Below are 18,798 nucleotides of genomic sequence, written 5' to 3' on the forward strand. Positions count from 1 at the left end.
CGGGTCACCGACACCTACGCGGCCGAGCAGCCGGTGCGGGAGCTGTCGGCCCGCGCCGGGGCGTACACGCCCGGCGACACCGACCTGTCCTGGACGCGGATCACGCCGTGGCGTTCCATGCTCGCGGCAGCGCTCGACCAGGTCACCTGCGAGGTGAAGGCCGTCGAGGTGGAGGGCGAGGAGTTCAACCCGAGCTGTGAGCTGCTGGCGATGTGGCTCGCGGACCGGCTGGACGTGCCCGTGAAGCGCTCGCTGTCGTCCGGTCCGGGGCTCACGGCCGTCCGCATGGACACCGACTGCGGCCCGATCGTGCTGGACCGGGCCGACGGCTCGCTGGCCACGCTGTCCATCGAGGGCCAGCCGGCCCGCGCGGTGGCGCTGAAGCGGCGGGACACCGCCGAGCTGATCGCGGAGGAGCTGCGCCGGCTGGACCCGGACGACACCTACGCGTCGGCGCTGCGCTATGGCGTGGAGCGGCTGAACACGGTTCCGCGGCAGGCGTCCGAGGCGCCGGCCGAGGCGGCGGGCACCGAGCCCGCGGCCGAGCCGGTCGCCGAACCGGAACCGGTCGAGGAAGCGGCCAAGGCTCCCGCGAAGAAGGCGGCGGCCAAGACCGCGAAGAAGGCACCGGCGAGGAAGGCGACGGCGAAGTGAGCACTCCGCAGCTGGTCGTCCACCACGACAAGGAACTGATGGCGCAGGCCGCCGCGGCCCGCCTGATCACGAAGATCGTGGACGCGCAGGCCTCCCGGGGCACCGCGTCCGTGGTCCTCACGGGTGGCCGCAACGGCAACGGCCTGCTGGCCGCGCTGGCGGCGGCTCCCGCCCGGGACGCCATCGACTGGGGCCGCCTCGACCTGTGGTGGGGCGACGAGCGCTACCTCCCCGAGGGCGACCCCGAGCGCAATGTCACGCAGGCCCGCGAGGCGCTGCTGGACTCCGTACCGGTGGACCCGGAGCGCGTGCACGCCATGCCCGCCTCCGACGGCCCGTACGGCACGGAGGTGGAGGCGGCGGCGGAGGCGTACGCGGCGGAGCTGGCGAAGGCGGCCGGACCGGAGAACCACGGCGCGGTGCCCACCTTCGACGTCCTCATGCTGGGCGTCGGCCCGGACACCCACGTGGCCTCGCTCTTCCCCGAGCTGCCCGCGGTCCGGGAGACCGAGCGCACGGTCGTCGGCGTCCACGGCGCCCCCAAGCCGCCGCCCACCCGGATCTCCCTCACCCTTCCGGCGATCCGCGCGGCCCGCGAGGTCTGGCTCCTCGCGGCCGGCGAGGACAAGGCGGAGGCCGTGGCCATCGCCCTGTCCGGCGCGGGCGAGATCCAGGCCCCGGCAGCGGGCGCCCACGGCCGCGCCCGCACCCTGTGGCTCCTGGACACGGCAGCGGCTTCCCAGCTGCCGAGGTCGCTGTATCCACCGGCGTCGCCGTGAGCGGGTGAACGCCTGAGAGCACAGGGGCGGCGGGATCTTCCCGCCGCCCCTTTTGCGTTGATCGGTCGTCTCAGCGCACCGCGTTGACCCGGTCCGGGTCGCCGTCCAGCCTGCCCTGCCGCCGCAGCTCGGCGACGTCCGAGGCGAGGCAGTCACGGATGTCCTTGCCGATGCGTCGCCAGCCGAAGAACTCGCACGCCTGCTTGATCAGCTCGTCCTGGGTCATGCCCGGGCACTCGACGGCCAGTTCGTACAGCGCCAGGTGTCGCTCGGCGGGAGCGACATGCACGACCTTGCGTGGTGCGGTGCCGTCCTCGGGCTGCCGGGCCCTCAGCGTGTCGCGGTCCCGGGTGTCGTAGAAAGGCCCGTCGGCGGTGACCCGGCCGGAGCGGACCAGGGCGCGCGCCACCTCGTGGACGTTGTCCCGGATCCGGCTGCCCGCCCGGCCGACGCCCCACGCCTCCCGGGCCCGCTGCACCAGCAGATCCTCGTGAACGGGGCCCTCGGTTCCGATGACCTGGGTCAGCAGGGTACGCAGCATGGGACGCGCCTCCTGGGTGTGCAGCTCATGGCGCGGCAGCACGGAGGCGGTGCTGGTCCGGTACCGGGTGCTCCACTGTCGCTCGGAGGCGATGTCCACCGGGACGCGTTCGTACTGCGGTTCCGGCTGTTGCGGAGCCCTGGGGGGCGGTACGACGGTCGACGCCGCTCCCCCCGGCTCGGGTTCCGCCGGTGCGGATGGCGCTGGTGTGGACGCCAGGGATGCGGAGGAGGGGGAAACGGGGGAAACGGGCGGCGCGGGTGCGGCCGGTACGGTGAGCGGCCCCTGCGCCAGCGCCTGTTCGACGGCCTCGCGCAGCCGCTGCTCGGCGGCGGCCCGGCCGCGGTACCAGTCCGTGCCCCAGATGCGGTGCAGACGCCAGCCGAGCCCGTTCAGGACCTGCTCGCGCAGCCGGTCCCGGTCCCTGGCGGCCTTCGAGGAGTGGTACATCGCACCGTCGCACTCGATGCCGAGCGCGTAGGCGCCGGGCAACGCGGGGTGGCGTACGCCGATGTCGATGCGGTAACCGGCCACGCCGACCTGCGGCTGGACCCGATAGCCCCAGCCGCGCAGGACCGCGAGCACCGACTCCTCGAAGGGGCTGTCCGGCTCGGCGTCGGACTGGACGACGTCACGGGCGAGGACGGAGGGGCCGCTCTCGGCGTATTCGAGGTAGCGCTTCAGGTACTGGACGCTCTCGTTGGGGCTGTCCGGCATGCCGGCCCCGCGGAAGGAGGCCACGACCTCCATGCGGTAGCGGGCCCGGGTCACGGCCACGTTGAGCCGACGCCAGCCGCCCCCCTTGTTGATCGGGCCGAAGTTGAGGCCCAGCTTGCCGTGTTCGTCAGGGCCGTAGCCCACCGACATGATCATCACATCACGCTCGTCACCCTGCACCGACTCCAGGTTCTTGACGAAGAAGCCGTCGAGGCGGTCCTCGGTGAAGCAGTGGTCGAGGTCGGGCCGGGCGAGCCTGGCCTGTTGTACGGCGAGGTCGATGGCGGATGCCTGTGCCTGGGAGAGCGCGACGACGCCGAGCGTTCTGCCGGGGCGGGTGTCGAAGTGGTGCAGGACGCGTCGCGCCACGAACTCCGCCTCGGCCTGGTTGTCCCGGCGGCCTCCCCGGTCGTAGACACCGCCGCTGTCGAAGAACGCGACGCCGACGTCGTTCCCCTCGTCCAGGGCACCTGGGAAGGTGATCATCGAGTTGCCGTAGAACTCGTGGTTGCTGAAGGTGATGAGGTTCTCGTGGCGGCTTCGGTAGTGCCAGCGCAGCGGGAGTTCGCGCATGGCGCCGGCCTTGCAGGCGTGCAGCAGCGACTCGAAGGAGTCCGGGACCTCGTCGTCGTAGTCGTCCGAGTCGTCGTCCACCGAGGAGTCGAAGAACGATGTGGGGGGCAGCTGCTTCTCGTCACCGGCGACGATCAGGGTGCGTCCCCGGTAGATGCAGTTGACCGCGTCGCTCGGCCGGACCTGGGACGCCTCGTCGAAGACGACGACGTCGAAGTGGAAGTCGGCGGGCAGGAACTGGCTGACCGTCAGCGGGCTCATCATGAAGCAGGGCTTGACGGCCTGCACCACCTCGCGGGTGCGGCCGAGCAGTTCACGCACCGGCATGTGACGGGTCTTCTTCTCCGCCTCTCGGACGATGACCGCGCCCGAGCCGCCGGCGAAGCTGCGTGGACGGCGTGTGTTGCACGCCTCGATGACGGCACCGCCGGCAGCGGCGATCAGCCGCCTGTCGGCCGCCCGGAAGTCGGTCACCCGGGCGTCGAGGTCGGTGGCGCGGGTGGTGCGCAGCCGCCGGTCGGTGGCGAGGACGTCGTCGGCCCAGGCGCGCAGCGTCGCCTGTTCGACCACGTCGGGCAGGCACCGCGGGTCGAGTCCGCGCTCGGCCACGCTCCCCACGAGGGCATCGGCACCGTACCGGGTCAGCACGGCGAGCCCGTCGCGATGGGCGCGCCACACCTCGGGGCCCTGCGGGTCGGCGCGCAGGGCGCCGAGCACCTGTCCCGCCTGCTCCAGGGGACCGAGCAGGGCGGGTGAGAGCTGGGTGCGACGGTCCGCGTCGAAGAGATCGAGCAGTTCGGTCGCGGAGCGGGTCCAGCGCTCCGCGCGAGCGGAGGCGATCGCGCACCACGCCGCGAGCGCCCGGCGGATGTTCTCCGCGAGCAGCCCGGGCAACGGATCGATGTCGGTCCCGTCCGCGAGGTGCTCGATGAGCAGTTCACGCCGTACGGCGGTGCCGCTCAGCGTCGCGATACGGTCGGCCGTCGTCAGGGCGGCGTCGAGGTCCGCGCACGCGTCCGGGGTGCGCGGGGTGTACCTGCCGAGGAGGTCCGCGTGCCCGTCGGCCAGCCGGGTCACCTCGGTGGCGGCCCGCTGCCAGGCCAGCGCCTGTTCCAGGCGCCCCACGAGGGACTTGTTCCAGGTGCCGGTGTGGGTGAGCGCGGCCACGGCGTTCCGGTCGGTCTTGAACTGCGCCGAGAAGCGGGACATCAGGCCCTGATGATCCGTGGCGAAACGCCGTGCCAGTTCGGGCAGGTCCGCTCGGGTCAGCACCTGCTCGCCGAAGACGTCGGACGCGGCGGCTCGGGCGGCCGCCTCGGCGTCCAGGGCCGTACGCAGTTCCCGTGCCGCCGTGTGGGCCCGGCTGAGGACGTCCGGGTCGAACCAGCCGCTCGGCGGCCGCCGGTCGGCGCGTGTGAGGTCGGCCAGCTCGCACAGGTCGAAGGCCGCCTCCGGGCGGTCGGCCTTGGGCATGCCGAGCAGGTCGGCGAGCTGTGCCACCTGTGCCGAGGCGTCGTCGGGCACACTGCCGTCGCCTGCGGTCGCCTCGTCCGGGAGCCGGGAGCGCAGGGAACGGACGAGCTGCTGGATCTCGCGTGCCGTGCGAGGCTCGTCCTGGGTGGCCGCGAACGGGCGGCGCCCGGCCGCCGTCACCAGGCCGTCGAGGGCGTCAGCCGCCTCGATGAGGATCTGGTGCGCGGAGTCGCCGACCAGTCCGCGCCAGGGGAATGCCTCGCCCTCGGCGGCGGGGCGCCAGGCGCGGGCGACGGCCTGGGCGGCTGCCGCGAGCTCGTGGAGGGCTCCGGCGCTGAGCGTGCGCACCGTCCCCGCGTCCCCCGCACCGAGCGCGGGGGTGCCGGACTGCTCCAGGAGGACCAGACGTCCGAGCACATCGTGCAGGGTGCGGCCGAGTGGTTCGCGGGTCTCGTTCATGGCCGCCGCGTACGCGGACAACTCTTCCCGGAGCTTGCGGGCCCGCTCCAGTTCGTGCTCTGCCGCTCCGGTGACCCGTGCCTCGGTGGTCAGCACGCGGGCGAGTTCGGTGGCCACCGCCTTCTTGCTCGTGTCACCGCTGTGCAGCGCCATGACGAAGTCACCGAGGCCGACACTCCTCAGCCGGTTGCGTACGACGTCGAGTGCCGCCGCCTTCTCGCTGACGAACAGCACACTACGGCCGGCGTGCATGAGCGCGGCGATCATGTTGGTGATGGTCTGGCTCTTGCCGGTGCCGGGCGGGCCGCTCATGACGAAGGACCGCTGGTCGAGAGCGGCGGCTATGCACTGGCGCTGTGAGGCGTCGGCGTCGAGGACCAGCGGCGTCCGCTCGGGCAGTTGGACGTCGTCGATGCGGTCCGCGTCCGGGGGTTCGAAAGCGATGAGGTCGGCGGGCACGTCCGCGTCGGGTCCGAGGGCGACGGCCCGCACCAGTGGGTGGGCGAGAATCTGCTCCTCGTTCTGCTGGAGATCCTGGTACATCGCCTCACGGTGCGAGGCGAACAGGCCCAGCACCGCCCGGTCCGCCACCGACCAGCCCTTGAAGCCGGACGCGACCGCTCGGGCCGCGGCGAGAACGCCGGGCAGGTCGGTGACGTCGGTACCGATGACGGGACTCCAGTCCACGCCGAGCCGTTCCAGCTTCACCGAGAGGGCCGGGTTGTGGATGCGCTCCTGGTCCTCGGCCGCGTGCAGGCGGTAACGGCGGTTGCCGTCCCTGCGCAGTTCGACCGGGACCAGCAGCAGCGGCGCGGAACTGGACTCCTGGGCGCCGGCCTCGCGCCAGTCGAGCATGCCGATGCCGAGCCAGAGCACCCACAGACCGTAGTCGTTGTACATCTGGCCGGACTTCTGGCGCAGTTGGTAGAGCGCGCTGTCCAGGGACGCCTGCGTGCTCTTGTGGGTGACGAGTCCCGGGCGTACGCCACGGCCGGTGGAGGGGTCCCGTTCGCCTGCGGTCTTCTCCAGCCCGACTCCGGCGCCCCGTTCGACGACCGGTGCGAAGTCCCAGCCTCGCGCCAGATCCGCCAGGAGGGCGTCGGTGCCGGGCGTGGTGACCTCCAGGGTCGCCGTCCTGGCGTGCCGGAAATTCAGCAGCCGATTGCGTCCGCCCATGTCCAGCAGGGAGTTCCGCCAGCCGTCGAGAACGGCCTTCACGGTCGGGCGCTGGTGGGCCATGGGCCGGATACCTCCTGAGCTGCGCACAGGGAGATCCACCCGTACAGGCCCCCCTGGAGATATCTCCCTATCAGTTCAGGGGTTCCGACACGCCAGGGAGACCTGACACGATATGAATTTGTTGTGCAAGAAGTGCACACGAAGTGTGCCGCTTCCCTTTCGTCACTTGACAGATCCCGCCATCACGCCCTGCACGAAGTGCCGCTGGAAGGCGAAGAACACCACGACCGGGACGATCAGGGACAGGAACGCGCCCGGTGCCAGGACGTCGATGTTGCTGCCGAACTGGCGGATCTGGGACTGGAGTTGCACGGTCAGGGGCTGGGAGGAGCTGTCGGCGAAGAGCAGCGCGACCAGCATGTCGTTCCAGACCCACAGGAACTGGAAGATGGCGAGCGAGGCGATGGCCGGGCGGCCCACCGGCAGGACCAGGCGGGTGAAGATGCGCCATTCGCTGCCGCCGTCCATCCGGGCCGCCTCCAACATCTCCTTCGGAATGTCCGCGAAGTAGTTGCGGAGCAGGAAGACGGCGAAGGGGAGGCCGTAGGCGACGTGGAAGAGGACGACACCGGGGATCGTGCCGAACAGGCCCAGCGCGCCGAAGAGTTTGGCGACCGGCAGCAGCCCGATCTGCACCGGCACCACCAACAGGGCCACCACCAGCAGGAAGAGGGGTTCCCGGAGCGGGAAGTCCAGCCAGGCGAAGGCGTATCCGGCGAGGGCCGCTATGACGACGACCAGGGTGGTGGCCGGCACCGAGATCAGCACGGTGTTCCAGAAGGCCTGGGTGATGCCCGCGTTCTTCAGCAGCGCCGAGTAGTTGTCGAAGGACAGCTGGCCCGGGCCGGCCAGCGCCGTCCACCAGCCGCCCTTCGCCGTGTCCTGGGCCGAGCGCAGGGAGGACAGGAACAGGCCGGCCAGGGGGGTCAGCCAGACCAGGCCGATGACCACCAGGAAGGCCTGCACCAGGCCGCTGCCCAGGCTCCGCCTGATCGCGTTCATCGCTGACTCCTCATCGTTGGCTCTGTCGGAAACGGCGGACGTTGAAGACCATCGCGGGGATCACCAGGAGCAGCAGGAGCACGCCGAGGGCGCTGCCGAGCCCCTGGTCGTTGCCGCCGCCGAAGGACACCAGCCACATCTGGGTGGCGAGGACGGTGGCGTCCTCCTGCACCGGGCCGGGCGCGATGATGTATACGAGGTCGAAGACCTTCATCACGTTGATCACCAGGGTCACGAAGACCACGGTGAGCACGGGCGCGAGCAGCGGGACGGTGATCCGGCGGAAGATCTGCCACTCGTTGGCCCCGTCCATCCGGGCGGCCTCCAGCGCGTCCCGGGGCAGCGTGGAGAGTCCCGCGCCGATCAGGACCATCGCGAAGCCCGTCCAGATCCACAGGTAGGCGCCGATGATCGCGGGGGTGACGAGGGTCGGGCCGAGCCAGGAGACGCCCTGGTAGGGCGGGGCGAAGTTCGACTCCGGCAGCCTCACCGTGTACGGGCCCGCCTTCAGCCCGGAGAAGCGGAAGGAGCCGTCGGCGGCGGTGGTCGCGCTCGCGACCGTCTTTCCGTCGCGCACCGCCTCGACCTTCATGCCGGGCAGGCCGCTCTCCTGGGCGTCGACCTTGCCCTGCCTGCCTCCGCCGCCGGGGGTGAAGTCGAGGTAGACGACACCGCGCAGTTCGCCGGGCGCGGCCTTCCGCGCGGCCGCCGTACGGGCGGGCGAGGCGTCGCCGGGCAGGTCCTTGGGCAGCACGCCGACCATCGGCAGCGTCACCGAGTCGCCCGCCGAGGCGGTCGTACGGTAGGAGCCGTCCCGGTCCTGGGTGAGCAGTCCGGTGCGGCCACGGGCCGTCGGGTAGGTCGACGTGCCCTTGAAGGCGTCGTGGACGGAGACGACGGCCGCGTTGAGCACGCCCTTGTCGGGGTCCTCGTCGTAGGCGAGGCGGAAGATGATGCCGGCGGCGAGGAAGGACACCGCCATCGGCATGAAGAGGAGCAGCTTGAAGGCCGTCGCCCAGCGGACCTTCTCCACCAGGACGGCCAGGATCAGGCCGAGGCCGGTGAGCAGGGCGGGGGCGACGACGACCCAGATGGTGGTGTTGCGGATGGCCTTCAGGGTGGCCGGGTCGCGGAACATCCCGGTGTAGTTGTCGCCGCCGACGAACCGGGTGCCGGAGGCGTCGAAGAAGCTGCGGCCGACGGAGAACAGCACCGGGTAGACGACGAGCGCGCCGAGCAGGAGCAGCGCGGGGAAGACGAAGAGCAGGGCGATCAGCCGGCCGCGCCGCCGGCCGCGGCGCGCGGGCGCCGGGCCGGCGGCCCGCGGGCCCGCCTGCTGTTTCTCGACAGTTGTGGCGGTCATGGTCTGGTTCCGCTCAGCCCTGGTAGGCCTTGGCCGCCGCGGCTTCGAGCTTCACCGCGGTGCCCTTCGGGTCCGACGGGTCGCGCAGGAAGTCCTGGAGGAGCTTCCACTCGCCGGTGCCCTTGGTGCCGCCGAAGGCCGCCGGTGCCTGGTCGGACATGTCGAAGCGGACCGAGTCCCCGGCGCCCACGAGGGACTCGGCGGTGGCGCGGGTGACGTCGTCACCGTACGCCGAGAGGTCGAGCTTCTTGTTCGGGGACAGGAAGCCGCCCGCCTTCGCCCACACGGTCGCGGCCTCGGGGGTGGCCAGGTACTCCAGGAGCTTCATGCCGGCCTTGGCGTTCTTGGCGTCCTTGAGGACGACGGCCGCGTCGCCGCCGCTGACGACGGGTGCCGTGCCGCCGTCGACCGCGGGGAAGGGGAAGAAGTTCGCGTCCTTGCCGATGGTCCTGCCGTACTGGTCGTGGGCGACGCCGGCGACGAAGTCGCCCTCGTAGACCATGCCGGCCTCGGGCTTGGGGCCGAACACCTTCTCCACCGAGCCGGGGAAGTCGGTGTTCAGGGCCTCCTTCTGGCCGCCGGCGAGGAGCTGCCTGTCCTTGAAGAGCTTGCCGAGGGTGGTGAGCGCCTTGACCACGGTGGGGTCGGTCCACTTGAGCTTGTGGGCGGCGAGGGCGTCGTACTTCTCGGGACCGGCCTGCGAGAGGTAGATGTTCTCGAACCAGTCGGTGAGGGTCCAGCCGTCCTGTCCGGCGACCGCGAAGGCGGCGAGACCGGAGTCGGAGACGGTGTGCCCGGCCTTGAGCAGTTCGTCGTACGTCTTCGGAGGCTTGACCCCGGCCTGGGCGAGGGCCTCGGGGCTGTACCAGACCGTGGACTTGTGGGCGGCCTTGAAGTAGAGGCCGTAGAGGGTGCCGTCGACGCTGCCGTACTTCTTCCACACGGGCGCGTAGTCGGCGTCGATGGTCTGCTGGGCGGTCGGCGAGAGCGGCTTGAGCCAGCCCTTCTTCGCGAACTGCTGGAGGACGCCGACCTGCGGGACCATCACGACGTCGGGCGCGTTGCCGCCCTCGATCTTGCTGCCGACGACCGTGGAGACGTTGTCGCCGGTCGACACGAACTGGGTCTTCGCGCCGGTCTTCTCGGTGAAGGCGTCCAGCACCTTCTGGAAGTTCTTCTGCTCGCTGCCGGACCAGACGCCGGCCACGGTGACCGTCTGGCCGCTGAGTGCCTTGTCGCCGCCACCCGCCGAGACGGGTCCGCCGCCGCAGGCGGTGGCGCCGAGGGCGAGGGCGAGGGCGGTGCAGCCGGTGAGCAGGGTCGTGCGTCGTCGCATCATCGTTGACGGACCTTTCATCAGGGACGGGTGATCAGAGGTCGTTCAGCCACCAGGCCGCCGTGGCGCCGGGCAGGACGCCGGGCGGGCACGGGCCGCTGGAGAGCAGGGGGGTGTGGGAGACCGGCGCGGGCGCGGGGGCCGTACCGAAGTTGACGGCGCAGACCAGGCCGTCGCCACGGACGAAGGCGAGGACGTCCGGCGGGGTGTCCAGCCAGCGCAGCGTGCCCTCGCCCAACTGGGGCAGGGATTTGCGCAGCTGGAGACCGTCCCGGTACAGGTGCCAGAAGGAGCGGGTGTCGGCGAGGGCGCGGTCGGTGGCGTACTCGGCGAAGTACGACGGCTGCGGCAGCCAGGGCTTGGCGCCCTCCACGCCGGAGGTGAAGCCGAACGGGGAGGCCTGCCCGGACCAGGGCAGCGGCACCCGGCAGCCGTCGCGGATGCGGGCACGGCTGCCGGTGCGCCGGAAGATCGGGTCGGTGAGCACGTCGTCGGGCAGGTCGACGACCTCGGGCAGGCCCAGTTCCTCGCCCTGGTAGATGTACGCGGCTCCGGGCAGCGCCAGCATCAGCAGCGCGGCGGCGCGGGCGCGGGCGGCACCGAGGCCGCTGCCCTCGGTGGCGGGTTCGCCGTAGCGGGTGACGGTGCGGACCTGGTCGTGGTTGTTGAGGACCCAGGTGACCGTGGACCCGGTGCCGGCGATGTCCTGCATGGCCTCGGAGATGACCTTGCGGAAGGCGTCGGCGTCCCAGGGGGCGCCGAGCAGGTCGAAGAAGAAGGCCTGGTGGAGTTCGTCGGGGCGGACGTACAGGGCGTGTTCGCGGGCGGTGGGCACGGAGACCTCGCCGACGAGCAGCCGTTCGCGGCCGTCCCGGGCGCCGTACTCCTCGCAGAGGGAGCGCCAGCGACGCCACACCTCGTGCACCTCGGGCTGGTTCCAGGCGAGCGGGTTGACCGAGTCGCGGGTGCGGGCGTCGGCCTCCGGGTCGTCGGAGTCGGGCAGGCCGGGGTGCTTGAACAGGCCGGCGGCGACGTCGATGCGGAAGCCGTCGACGCCCCGGTCGAGCCAGAACCGCAGGATGCGGTCGAACTCGTCGGGGATCTCGGGGTTGCGCCAGTTCCAGTCGGGTTGTTCGGGCGTGAACATGTGCAGGTACCACTGGCCGTCGTCGACCCGGGTCCAGGCCGGGCCGCCGAACATGGCGTGCCAGTTGTTGGGCGGCTCGCTGCCGTCGGGGCCACGGCCGTCGGCGAAGTGGAAACGGGCGCGGGCCGGGCTGCCGGGCTCACTGTCCAGGGCCTCGCGGAACCACGGGTGCTCGCTGGAGCAGTGGTTGGGGACGATGTCGAGCAGCACCTTGATGCCGAGCCGCCGGGCCGCGGCCATCAGCAGGTCGAACTCGGCGAGGTCGCCGAAGAGCGGGTCGACTCCGCGGTAGTCGGCCACGTCGTAGCCGTGGTCGTGCTGCGGCGAGGGGTAGAAGGGGCTCAGCCAGATCCCGTCGACGCCGAGCTTCTTCAGGTACGGCAGCCCGGCCCGGACGCCGGCCAGATCGCCGATGCCGTCACCGGTGCTGTCCAGGAAGCTGCGGACGTACACCTGGTAGATCACGGCGTCTCGCCACCAGTGGTACTTACTCAACATGCATGCATGTTATGTAGGCGTGTCGCGATGATGTCAACGAAAAGAACAGGGGCTACTGGGGAGTTGGGGCGGCATATGCGGACTTACCGGGGCACCTTGAAGCCAGTTGAGACGTCCGCGTTACCTAACAAGTAACTATCGACCGGCCGACGCCTGGCTAGCGGCTGGCGATGGCGTCGAGTTCGCGCGCCAGCCGGCGCACGGCCTGCCCGGGCGTCTGGCGCCCGGTGAGCGCGTCCTGCACGACCGCCTGCACGGCCAGGCTCACCTGGTCGTAGTGCGGGCTCTTGGGGCGCGGCCGGGCGGTGAGGACGGCGGTGCGCAGGGTCGGCAGATAGGGGAACCGCTTGATGAGCGCGGGATCTTCGTAGAGCCCGGCGCGTACGGGCGGCAGCGCGCCCCGGGTGAGTACCTGGCGCTGCACGGGCGCGCTGGTGAGGTAGGCGATCAGACGCGCGGCCGAGTCCGGGTGCCGGGCGTGGGTGTTGACCGCGAGGTTGGAGCCGCCGAGGACACTCGTCCCCGGCCCGTCGGGCCCGGGCAGCGGTACGGCGCCGATCTTCCCGGCGACCCTGGAACCCGGGGCGGACGCGACGGCGTAGGCGTAGGGCCAGTTGCGCAGGAAGAGCAGCCCGCCGTCCTGGAAGGCCTGTTTGGACTCCTCCTCCTTGTACGTCAGCGCCCGCTCGGGAATCCAGCCCTCACGGACGCCACGGGCGAGGAAGCCGATGCCCTCTCGGGCGGCGGCCGAGTCGACGGTGACCCGGGTGCCCTCGCCGCCGAGGATCGTGCCGCCCGCCGAGTACACCGCCTCGGCCGCGTTCACGGTGAGGCCCTCGTACGGCAGGAACTGGCCCGCGTAGCCGCCGAGACCGTACTTCGGCGCGATGGTCCTCGCATCGCGCTCCAGCTCGGCCCAGGTGCGCGGCGGGGACACTCCCTCCTTGTCGAGAATGTCCTTGCGGTACAGGAGAAGCCCGGCGTTCGTGACGTACGGGACCGCGTACAGCCGTCCGTCGTACGTCGCCGTGTCCACGACCGGCGGCAGGAAGCTGTCCAGCGGGAAGCGGTCGCGGGGCAGCGGGCGGATCCAGCCGGCCGCCGCGAACTCGGAGGTCCAGTCGACGTCGATGTTGAGGACGTCGAACCGGCCCCGGTCACCGCCGCGCAGGTCGGTCGTCATCTGCGCGTGCGTCTCGTCGGCGGAGTCCGGCAGCTCGACCAGGGTGACCTTCTCGCCGGGGTGGGTGCGGTTCCAGCCCTGGAGCAGCGGGCCGAGGTAACCGGTGAGGTCACCGGCGGTGGCCAGGGTGAGCGGGCCTCGGCCGGCGCCCGTGCCCTCGTCGGCGCGGGCACCCGAGGCCACGTACCCGGCCATGATCACCAGGAGAACGAGCAGGCCCCTACCGGCGGTGCGCATCCACCGCATAGGTTCCTCCCTGTACACCGGCACCACGGGCACCCTCGCCCGGGGACAGAGGCCATGTATACCTGTTAGGTATGCGCGATACTAGGGCCTGGAGCACATGAAGCAGACAGGAGGACAGCACGAGTGCGCCTGCCCCTCCTGGCACTCCTCGCCCGCGGCCCGGCCCACGGCTACGAGCTGAAGCAGGACCTTGAGCAACTGCTGGGCGCCGCGTACCCTCAGCCGAACGTCGGCCAGATCTACGTCACCCTCGGCCGCCTGGAGAAGTCCGGGCTGATCGAGGGCGAGGACGTCGAGCAGTCCAGCCGGCCCAACAAGAAGGTCTACCACCTCACCGACGCCGGGCGCGAGGCGCTGCTCGCCTGGTTCGAGGAGACCGAGGACGAGCCGCGGGTGCGGGACGAGTTCTTCATGAAGCTCGCCCTCGCCCCGCAGACCGGTCTCGCCGACCAGATCGCCCTGATCAACCGGCAGCGGCGCCAGTACCTCAACACCATGCGCAACCTGTCGAAACTGGCCGCGGCCGAGAGCCGGGACAACCGAATCGCCCAGCTGCTGATCGAGGGCGCGATGCTGCACCTACAGGCCGACCTCGACTGGCTGGAGCGGTGCCAGGAGGAACTGGAGGATCTGGAGTGAGTGACGGCCACGCTCCGGTGCTGCGGGCCGAGGGGCTGGTGAAGACCCACTACGGCGAGGGCGCGCCCGCGCACGCCGTGCGCGGGGTCGACCTCAGCGTGGCCCGGGGTGAGTTCCTGGCGATCACCGGGCCGTCCGGCGCGGGCAAGTCCACGCTGCTGCACCTGCTCGGCGGGCTTCAGCGGCCGGACGAGGGCAGCGTCTGGCTCGACGGCCGGTGCACGGACTCCTTCAGCGAGGCCCGCTGGGCCGTGGAGCGCCGGAGGGCCATCGGGATCGTCTTCCAGTTCTTCAACCTGGTGTCGAACCTGTCGGTCGCCGACAACGTGGAGCTGCCCGCGCTGCTGGCCGGCGTCCCGCCGAAGAAGGCGCGCGCCGAGCGGGAGGCGCTGCTCGCCGAGCTGGGTCTGGAGGGCAAGGAGCGCAGCATGCCGGGTGAGCTGTCCGGCGGCGAACAGCAGCGGGTCGCGCTCGCCCGGGCGCTGGTCAACCATCCGCCGCTGCTGCTCGCGGACGAGCCGGCCGGCAGCCTGGACAGCAAGGGCACCCGTGAGGTGATGCGGCTGCTCTCCCGCTTCCACGGGCGCGGCCAGACCATCGTGCTGGTCACCCACGACGCCCGGCTGGCCAGCGCCGCCGACCGCGTGATCAGCTTCTTCGACGGCCGCATAGCCGACGACGCGACCCTGGACGGCGGGCCGCCGCCCCGGCGGAGCGGCATCTCCGGCGTGCTGGAGCTGAGGGACTGACCGTGCTGGACCTGAGGGACATGCGGGCCACTCTGCGCTGGGCGCACTCCGACCTGCGGACGCATCGCGGCGAGGCGCTGTTCCTGGTGTTGGCGACCGCCGGCATCGTCGCCTCGCTGCTGCTCGCCGCCGCCCTGTTCGGCTACGCCACGAACCCCTGGCAGCGGACCTTCGCCGAGGCGCGCGGCGCCCACGTCTGGCTGCACACCGCGCCGTCCGCCGACGCCCGCGCACTGGCCCGGCTGGACGGCGTCACCGCCGTCGCCGGCCCCTACCGCGCCGAGTCCGCCACCGTCGCCGCCCGCGGCACCCGCGCCTCCGTGGAACTGCGCGCCACTCCGGACCCGCCCTCCGTCGGCCGGCCCCTGCTCACCACCGGGCACTGGCTGGACCCGGCCGCGCCGGACGGCGTGGTGCTGGAGAGCAGCCTGGCCCGGGCCCTGCTGGCCGAGCCCGGCGACACCCTGACGCTGCCCGGCACGGCCCGCGCCCTCACCGTCGAGGGCATCGCGGACAGCGCCGAACCCCCGTACCGCCCAGGCGAGCAGCCCGGACTGGTGTGGGCGCTGCCGTCCGCCGTGCGGGCCCCGGCCGGCCAGGTCATCGGGCTGCGGCTCGGCGATCCGTCCGACACCGACTACGCCGTCCAGCGTGCCGTCACCGTGCTCGGCGCCGGCGCGGTCGGCGAGGTCTCCACCTGGCAGCAGGCCCGCGCCGAGGCACAGGGCGACAACCGGCTGCTGGGCCAGGTGCTCGGGCTGTTCGGTCTGGGTGCGCTGATCGCCGCCGGGTTCGCGGTGCACGGGGCCATCGCGACCCGCATCCGCGGGCATCTGCGGGACCTGTCGGTGCTGAAGGCGATCGGCTTCACGCCCGGCCAGGTCGTTCGGATCTTCCTGCTCCAGCACCTGGCGTACGCACTGCTCGGCGCGGTGGCCGCGGCGGCGCTCACCGAGGGGCTGGGCAGCCGGGTGCCGGGACGGCTCGGGGACGCGGTGGGCGTGTGGCAGGGACTGCCGGGGCACACTCTCGCGCTGTGCGCGGTGCCGGCGGGTGCGGTGCTGTTCATCGGCCTGACCACCGGGCTCGCGGCCTGGCGGGCGGGGCGGGTGCCGCCGGTCCCGGTGCCGCGCCCGGCCGCGCCGACGGGCGGACGGCTGAGCGGGGCGGCCCGGCGGGCGCTCGGGCTGCGGCTGCCGGCGGCGCTGGTCCTCGGCTGCCACAAGGCGTTCGCGGGGCGCGGCCGGTCACTGGCCACCGTGGCCCGGCTGACGTTGCCGCTGCTGCTGATCGTGGTGGCGCTCAGCGCCTGGACCACGATCGACCGCTTCCACAGCAGCCCCGAGCGGGTGGGCCTGCCGACGGCGCTCACGGTCCGCTCGGACGGCGCCCTGGACGCGCCCGGCACACGGGCCGTACTGGCGCACGACTCGCGGGTCGCCGCCGCCTACCCGGGCGTCGAGGTGGCCGCGCTGGTCCCCGGCCAGACCGGGACCATCGCCCTGCGCGGCGTCGGCACCCGCGCCGAGCCCTACCCCTACGCCCTCGCCGAGGGCCGCGCCGCACGCGGACCGGACGAGGCGGTGGCCGGCCAGGGCCTGCTCGACCTGCTGGACGCGCGGGTCGGCGACTGGGTCCGGATGACGGTGGGCGACCGGCCGCAGATCCTGCACATCGTGGGCCGCACCCTCGAACCGCGCAACGCCGGCCGGGTCGTCACCACCTCCCTGGACACCCTCCGCGAGAACGACCCGGAGCTGTCCCCGGCCTTCTACGAGCTGCGGCTGCGCCCCGGCGCCGACCCGCACCGCGTGGCCGCCGCGCTCGCCTCGGCCGGCCACGGCCACCTGGAGGTGCATCCCGTGACGAACCCCGCCGACGGGCTGTACCCGCTGCGCGGTGTCGTCGCCGGGCTGATCGCCGTCCTGGCCCTGATCGGGCTGGTGGAACTGCTCACCGCGATCGGCGGCAGCGTCCGCGAGGGCGAACGGGACGTGCTGGCGCTCCGGGCGATCGGCATGTCCCCACGCCAGATCACCGCGATCACCGTCACGGCGACGAGCTGTACGGCCCTGGCGGCGGTCGTCGCCGGTACGGCGCTGGGGCTGCCGCTGGCCCGCCGGCTGATCGACGCCCAGGGCGGCTCCAGCGGCATCGGCACCGGAATCGCCCAGTCCCCCTCCCCCGGCCTGCTCCTCCTGCTGGGCTCGGCCGCCGTGCTGGGGGCGGCGGCCCTGGCCACACTCCCCGCGACCCGCGCGGCCCGCCGACGGCTCGCGGACACGCTGAGCGCGGTGGCCTGAGCCCGCTCAGGCCACCAACCTTTCAGGGGGACACGGCATGCCGGCTCCCGGGGTCTTCGCGGATCTTCTTCGGCAGGCTGCCGAAGACCGCCCCGTCGAACAGCAGGCCGTTGTACCGCACCGGGATGCGTACGTCGTTGATCTCGGCGATGGGGGTGCCGGGACCCTGGGGGTCCTGCGGCCTGCCCGCTCGCTCGTGCGGTTCAGCTCCGGCCGCGCAGCTCCCGGTACTTGGTGACCAGTGCCTTCGTCGACGCGTCCAGGCCCGGCACGTCGGCGCCCTCGGTGAGCGCGGGCTCGACGCGCTTGGCGAGGACCTTGCCCAGCTCCACGCCCCACTGGTCGAAGGAGTCGATGTTCCACACCGCGCCCTGCACGAACACCTTGTGCTCGTAGAGGGCGACGAGCTGGCCGAGCACGGACGGGGTCAGCTCGCGGGCGAGGATCGTCGTGGTCGGCCGGTTGCCCTGGAAGGTCTTGTGCGGGACCAGTTCCTCGGGGACACCCTCCGCGCGGACCTCCTCGGCGGTCTTGCCGAAGGCGAGCGCCTGGGTCTGGGCGAAGAAGTTGGCCATCAACAGGTCGTGCTGGGCCTTGAGTCCACCGCTCAGCTCGGCGATGGGGCGGGCGAAGCCGATGAAGTCCGCCGGGATCAGCTTGGTCCCCTGGTGGATCAACTGGTAGTAGGCGTGCTGCCCGTTGGTGCCGGGCGTGCCCCATACGATCGGCCCTGTCTGCCAGTCCACCTGCTTGCCGTCGCGGGCGACGTACTTGCCGTTGGACTCCATGTCCAGCTGCTGGAGATAGGCGGTGAACTTGGAGAGGTAGTGGCTGTACGGCAGCACCGCGTGCGACTGGGCGTCGTGGAAGTTGTCGTACCAGATGCCCAACAGACCCAGCAGCAGCGGAACGTTGGCCTCGGCCGGCGCCGTGCGGAAGTGGTCGTCGACGATCCGGAAGCCGTCCAGCATCTCGCGGAACCGGTCCGGGCCGATGGCGATCATCAGGGAGAGGCCGATCGCGGAGTCGTACGAGTACCGGCCGCCGACCCAGTCCCAGAACTCGAACATGTTGGCCGTGTCGATGCCGAACTCGGCGACCTTCTCGGCGTTCGTGGACAGCGCGACGAAGTGCTTGGCCACCGCTGCCTGGTCGCCGAGCGCGTCCAGGAGCCACTTCCGGGCGGAGGTCGCGTTGGTGATGGTCTCGATGGTGGTGAAGGTCTTGGAGGCGACGATGAACAGCGTCTCCGCCGGGTCCAGGTCCCGGGTGGCCTCGTGCAGGTCGGCGCCGTCCACGTTGGAGACGAAGCGGACCGTGAGGTCGCGGTCGGTGAAGCTGCGCAGCACCTCGTAGGCCATCGCGGGACCGAGGTCGGAGCCGCCGATGCCGACGTTGATCACGTTCTTGATGCGCTTGCCGGTGTGGCCGGTCCAGGCGCCGGAACGGACGCGGTCGGCGAAGTCGCCCATCCTGTCGAGCACGGCGTGCACGGCCGGGACCACGTTCTCGCCGTCGACCTCGACGACCGCGTCACGCGGGGCGCGCAGCGCGGTGTGGAGCACGGCCCGGTTCTCGGTGACGTTGATCTTCTCGCCGCGGAACATGGCGTCCCTGAGGCCGAAGACGTCCGTCGCCGCGGCCAGCTCGCGCAGCAGGCGCAGGGTCTCGTCGGTGACCAGGTGCTTCGAGTAGTCGATGTGGAGGTCGCCGACCTGGAGCGTGTACCCGGTGCCGCGCGCGGGATCGGCGGCGAACAGGTCCCTGAGGTGGGTGTCCGCCAGCTCCTCCCGGTGCTTGGCGAGAGCGGTCCATTCGGGCGTCTGGTTGAGCCTGGTACGGCCGTCTGCGTTCATGTCCGACATCCGCCTTCTTTCGTGCCTGTCCAGCTGTTCCA

12 protein-coding genes are annotated in these 18,798 nt (G+C 71.8%); 5 read left to right on the forward strand and 7 right to left on the reverse strand.

All coding sequences use genetic code 11. The features are described 5' to 3' along the window. Both ACZ4WH_RS05730 and pgl read left to right on the forward strand, forming a co-directional pair. Positions 1–654: glucose-6-phosphate dehydrogenase assembly protein OpcA (locus ACZ4WH_RS05730; RefSeq protein WP_468176953.1), on the forward strand; the 654-nt coding region annotated here is incomplete at its 5' end. Beyond that, a complete protein-coding gene (pgl, locus tag ACZ4WH_RS05735) occupies positions 651–1,433 on the forward strand; it encodes a 6-phosphogluconolactonase (RefSeq protein ID WP_468176955.1) in 783 nt (260 codons plus the stop codon). The genes ACZ4WH_RS05730 and pgl, both read left to right, overlap by 4 nt. Positions 1,434–1,503: 70 nt before the next feature. On the opposite strand, the gene ACZ4WH_RS05740 is transcribed toward pgl, so the two are convergent. The 6 genes from ACZ4WH_RS05740 to ACZ4WH_RS05765 form a co-directional block, all read right to left on the reverse strand. Then, a complete protein-coding gene (locus ACZ4WH_RS05740; RefSeq protein WP_468176957.1) occupies positions 1,504–6,435 on the reverse strand; it encodes a DUF3320 domain-containing protein in 4,932 nt (1,643 codons plus the stop codon). 162 nt (positions 6,436–6,597) lie between these two features. Next, positions 6,598–7,437, reverse strand: coding sequence for a carbohydrate ABC transporter permease (locus ACZ4WH_RS05745; RefSeq protein ID WP_468176959.1), 840 nt, complete (start codon positions 7,435–7,437; stop codon positions 6,598–6,600). A 10-nt stretch (positions 7,438–7,447) separates the two neighbouring features. Then, on the reverse strand, positions 7,448–8,800 hold the full coding sequence (locus tag ACZ4WH_RS05750) for an ABC transporter permease (protein ID WP_468176961.1): 1,353 nt from the start codon (positions 8,798–8,800) through the stop codon (positions 7,448–7,450). Positions 8,801–8,813: 13 nt separating this feature from the next. Then, positions 8,814–10,139, reverse strand: coding sequence for an ABC transporter substrate-binding protein (locus ACZ4WH_RS05755; RefSeq protein WP_468176963.1), 1,326 nt, complete (start codon positions 10,137–10,139; stop codon positions 8,814–8,816). A 31-nt stretch (positions 10,140–10,170) separates the two neighbouring features. After that, positions 10,171–11,781, reverse strand: a complete 1,611-nt coding sequence (locus ACZ4WH_RS05760) for a glycoside hydrolase family 13 protein (protein WP_468176965.1) — start codon at positions 11,779–11,781, stop codon at positions 10,171–10,173. A gap of 157 nt (positions 11,782–11,938) precedes the next feature. Continuing rightward, the gene (locus ACZ4WH_RS05765; RefSeq protein WP_468176967.1) at positions 11,939–13,210 is read right to left on the reverse strand and encodes an ABC transporter substrate-binding protein; all 1,272 of its coding nucleotides are present in this window, start codon (positions 13,208–13,210) and stop codon (positions 11,939–11,941) included. Positions 13,211–13,333: 123 nt separating this feature from the next. On the opposite strand from ACZ4WH_RS05765, the gene ACZ4WH_RS05770 reads away from it, so the two are divergent. Genes ACZ4WH_RS05770 through ACZ4WH_RS05780 form a run of 3 tightly spaced genes read left to right on the forward strand, consistent with a single transcriptional unit; the run spans position 13,334 to position 16,901 of the window. Beyond that, a complete protein-coding gene (locus tag ACZ4WH_RS05770; RefSeq protein ID WP_132784004.1) occupies positions 13,334–13,849 on the forward strand; it encodes a PadR family transcriptional regulator in 516 nt (171 codons plus the stop codon). Next, positions 13,846–14,598 (forward strand): ABC transporter ATP-binding protein, encoded by a 753-nt coding sequence (locus ACZ4WH_RS05775; RefSeq protein ID WP_468176970.1) that lies wholly within the window; start codon positions 13,846–13,848, stop codon positions 14,596–14,598. The genes ACZ4WH_RS05770 and ACZ4WH_RS05775 overlap by 4 nt, the downstream gene beginning before the upstream one ends. Positions 14,599–14,618: 20 nt before the next feature. Further along, complete coding sequence (locus ACZ4WH_RS05780) at positions 14,619–16,901, forward strand: ABC transporter permease (RefSeq protein ID WP_468177408.1); 2,283 nt, start codon at positions 14,619–14,621, stop codon at positions 16,899–16,901. Positions 16,902–17,104: 203 nt separating this feature from the next. Here ACZ4WH_RS05780 and pgi read toward each other — a convergent pair whose 3' ends face one another. Next, on the reverse strand, positions 17,105–18,757 hold the full coding sequence (gene pgi, locus ACZ4WH_RS05785) for a glucose-6-phosphate isomerase (protein WP_468176972.1): 1,653 nt from the start codon (positions 18,755–18,757) through the stop codon (positions 17,105–17,107). Between the last annotated feature and the right edge of the window lie 41 nt (positions 18,758–18,798).

Source organism: Streptomyces sp. NPDC029138 (genome assembly GCF_055564375.1).